Source organism: Paraconexibacter sp., assembly GCF_041602235.1.
In the GTDB taxonomy this organism is placed as follows: Bacteria; Actinomycetota; Thermoleophilia; order Solirubrobacterales; family Solirubrobacteraceae; genus Paraconexibacter.
The window spans coordinates 1-3,345 of record NZ_JBFIGP010000356.1 but is presented as its reverse complement, the minus strand read 5'-3'; the positions used below and the strand labels follow the sequence as shown (position 1 = coordinate 3,345).

Sequence of the window (3,345 nt, the reverse complement as noted above, 5' to 3'; positions counted from 1 at the left end):
GCCGTCCTGCGCTCGGCCGGCGAGCGCAACGGCCCGCAGCGCTGAACCTCGAGAGAACCGAACGGGAGAGAGACACCATGTACGGAAGGTCCTACGGCAGCGTCCTGGATGCCTGCGCCTCGAACTTCGCCGATCAGGAAGCGCTCGTCCAGGGCGATGTGCGCCTGTCCTATGCGGAGGTGATGGACGGCGTGCGTCGCACCGGGCGCGCGCTGCTCGGGCTCGGCCTGGCGCCGGGCGACCGGGTCGCGTTCGTCATGTCGGACTCGATCGACCTCGTGAACATGATGTACGGCGCCCTGTGGGCCGGGCTCACGATCGTTCCGCTGAACGCCAAGCTGCAGCTCGACGACCACGTGTACATGGTCAAGGACTCCGGGGCGCGCGCCCTGGCCTTCAACGGCGCGACCGCGGAGCGCGGGCTGGCGATCCTCGACCAGGTGGAGGTGGAGTTCGGGATCGCCACCGACGCGGGCGACGTCCCCGAGGGCGGTCACCTGCTGGCGGACCTGACCGCTGGAGAGTCCGGCGCGGCAGGCGCACCCGACGTCGACACGGAGGCCGAGTGCTGGATCCAGTACACGGGCGGCACGACCGGGTTCCCGAAGGGCGCCCTGCACAGCCACCGCACGTTCTTGACGGCACTGACCTCGTGCGCGCTCGAGCTCGACGTGCGGCCCGGTGAACGCCACGTGCACTGCGCCCCGTTGACCCACTCGGGCCTCGTGTACTTCCTGCCCGTGTGGATGCGAGGCGGCACGAACATCCTGCTCCCGGGATTCGACCCGAACCTGCTGCTCGACACGATCGAACGCGAGCGGGTCACGAGCACCTTGATGGTGCCGACGATGATCTACGTGCTGCTCGAGGTGCCGGGGATCACCGACCGGGACCTCTCGAGCCTCCGCACGATCACCTACGGGGCGGCGCCCATGGGCAAGGAGCGGCTGGAGCAGGCCCTCGAGACCTTCGGCCCGATCTTCATCCAGGCCTACGGACAGACCGAGGCCCCCGCCCAGATCACCGCGTTGACGAAGGCCGACCACCTGCGGGCCCGGGAACGTCCCGAGATCCTGACCTCCTGCGGACGCCCCGTCGTGATCGCCGAGGTGCGCATCGCCGACGAGAACCTCGAGGAGGTGCCGGTCGGGGAGGTCGGCGAGATCATCGTCCGCGGCCCGCACGTGACGCTGGGGTACAACGCCAAGCCGCAGGAGACCGCGGAGACGATCCGCGACGGCTGGCTGTGCACCGGTGACCTCGGCCGCCGCGATCACGAGGGGTACGTCTACATCGTCGACCGCACGAAGGACATGATCATCACGGGGGGCTTCAACGTCTACCCCAAGGAGGTCGAGCAGGTGCTGTTCTCGCACCCGGCCGTCGCGGACGTCTGCGTCATCGGGGTCCCCGACGAGAAGTGGGGGGAGGCCGTGAAGGCCGTCGTCGTCGCCGCCGACGGTTGCACGCCCGACCCCGCCGAGCTGATCGCCCTGGTCAAGGAGCGCAAGAGCAGCGTCATGGCCCCGAAGACCGTCGACATCGTCGACGCCATCCCGCTGACCTCGGTCGGCAAACACGACAAGAAGGCGCTGCGGAGCCAGTACTGGTCCGATCGCGAGCGCGCCGTCAACTAGGAGCCGACGATGCGAGACGTATTCATCGCGGGGGCGTTCGTCACCCCGTTCGGGAAGTTCGAGCAGCACAGCCTCAGAAGCCTCGCTGCCGATGCCGTCACCGGCGTGCTGGCCGACGCGGGCGCCACGCCGGACGAGATCGACATGGTCTTCTTCGGCAACGCTGCCGAGGGCATCCTCACCGGTCAGGAGTGCATCCGCGGCCAGGTCGCCCTCGACGGCACCGGACTGCAGGGCAAGCCGATCTTCAACTGCGAGAACGCGTGCGCGTCCGGCTCGACGGCCGTCCACCTCGCGGTCATGGCGATCCAGTCCAGCGGTGCCGACGTGGCCATCGCGATCGGGGCGGAGAAGCTCAGCAACCCGGACCGCGCCAAGACCTTCTCGGTCTTCCAGGGCGGCTGGGACGTCGAGCGATACGGCGGTCCCGACGGCACGAGCAACCAGTCGGCGTTCATGGGCGTCTACGCCGAGATGACCAAGGACTACATGTCGCGGTCGGGGGCGACGCCCGAGGACTTCGCGGCGATCTCCGTGAAGAGCCACGCGAACGGGGCGCTCAACCCCAACGCCCAGTACCGCGACCCGCTCACGGTGGAGGAGGTCATGGCGAGCCGGACGATCGACGATCCCCTGCGGCTGCTGATGTGCTCGCCGATCGGCGACGGAGCGTCAGCCGTGATCGTCGCCTCGGCCAAGGGGCTCGAGCGGCTCGAGGCCGACCCCGTGCGCGTCCTGGCGGCGGAACTGCGATCGGGCGTCACCGATCGCGACGGCGAGGACTCGCCGGTCGTGCAGGCCGCACGGGCGGCGTACGCGAAGGCCGGGATCGGTCCGCAGGACCTCGACGTCATCGAGGTCCACGACGCCGCCGCGCCCGCCGAGCTCATCGTCAGCGAGGAGATCGGCATCGCCGCTCCGGGTGAGGGTCCTGCGCTGCTGCGGCGCGGGGGCACCGCGATCGACGGCGAGTTCCCCATCAACCCCAGCGGCGGACTGCTGAGCCGCGGGCATCCGGTCGGGGCGACAGGTTGCGCGCAGCTCACCGAGCTGGTCGACCAGCTCCGCGGTCGCTGCGGCGAGCGGCAGGTGCAGGGCGCGAAGATCGCCCTCGCCGAGAACGGCGGCGGTTGGGCCGGGAAGGCCCCCGCCGCGGCCACCATCACGATCCTCGGAAGGTAGGAACCATGGCATCACGCGAATGGAAGAACCGCAAGAAGACGGTGTTCATCACCGGCGGGGCCAGGGGGATCGGACTCGAGACAGCACGTCAGCTGGTCGCCGGCGGACACAACGTCGCCCTCGTCGACGTGCTCTCCGACGAGGTCGAGGCGGCTGCCGCCGGCCTCGGCGACCGGGCGATCGGACTGACCGCGGACGTTCGTGAGGTCGAGGACCTGCGCCGTGCTGCCGCGGACACGGCCCGGCACTTCGGCGGGATCGACGTGAGCATCCCGAACGCCGGTCTGGGCCTGCTCGGCCCGTTCCTCGGGGGCGATCGGGCACAGCAGCAGCTGATGATCGACGTCAACCTCGGCGGGGTCATCGACACGCTGCGCGTCACGGCTCCGTACGTGATCGAACGACGCGGCTATCTCCTGCCGATCGCTTCGGCGGCTGCGCTGGTCCATGTGCCGCTGCACGCCGTCTACGCCGCGACGAAGGCCGGTGTCGAAGCGCTGGCCAACGCGATGCGCTGCGAGATGGG

General features: G+C 69.8%; 3 protein-coding genes. All 3 read left to right on the top strand.

Going from position 1 to position 3,345, the window contains the following annotated elements; all coding sequences use genetic code 11:
- The first annotated feature begins 77 nt into the window (after positions 1–77).
- Complete coding sequence (locus tag ABYE80_RS18775; RefSeq protein ID WP_372791844.1) at positions 78–1,637, top strand: AMP-binding protein; 1,560 nt, start codon at positions 78–80, stop codon at positions 1,635–1,637.
- Positions 1,638–1,646: 9 nt separating this feature from the next.
- On the top strand, positions 1,647–2,819 hold the full coding sequence (locus ABYE80_RS18770; RefSeq protein WP_372791843.1) for a thiolase family protein: 1,173 nt from the start codon (positions 1,647–1,649) through the stop codon (positions 2,817–2,819).
- Positions 2,820–2,824: 5 nt separating this feature from the next.
- Positions 2,825–3,345 (top strand): SDR family NAD(P)-dependent oxidoreductase (locus ABYE80_RS18765; RefSeq protein ID WP_372791842.1); only part of this gene is annotated, 521 nt, incomplete at its 3' end.

Excerpts from the sequence above, each read along its gene's own strand:
- ABYE80_RS18775 (WP_372791844.1), top strand. The coding sequence starts at position 78 with ATGTACGGAAGGTCCTACGGCAGCGTCCTGGATGCCTGCGCCTCGAAC.
- ABYE80_RS18770 (WP_372791843.1), top strand. The coding sequence starts at position 1,647 with ATGCGAGACGTATTCATCGCGGGGGCGTTCGTCACCCCGTTCGGGAAG.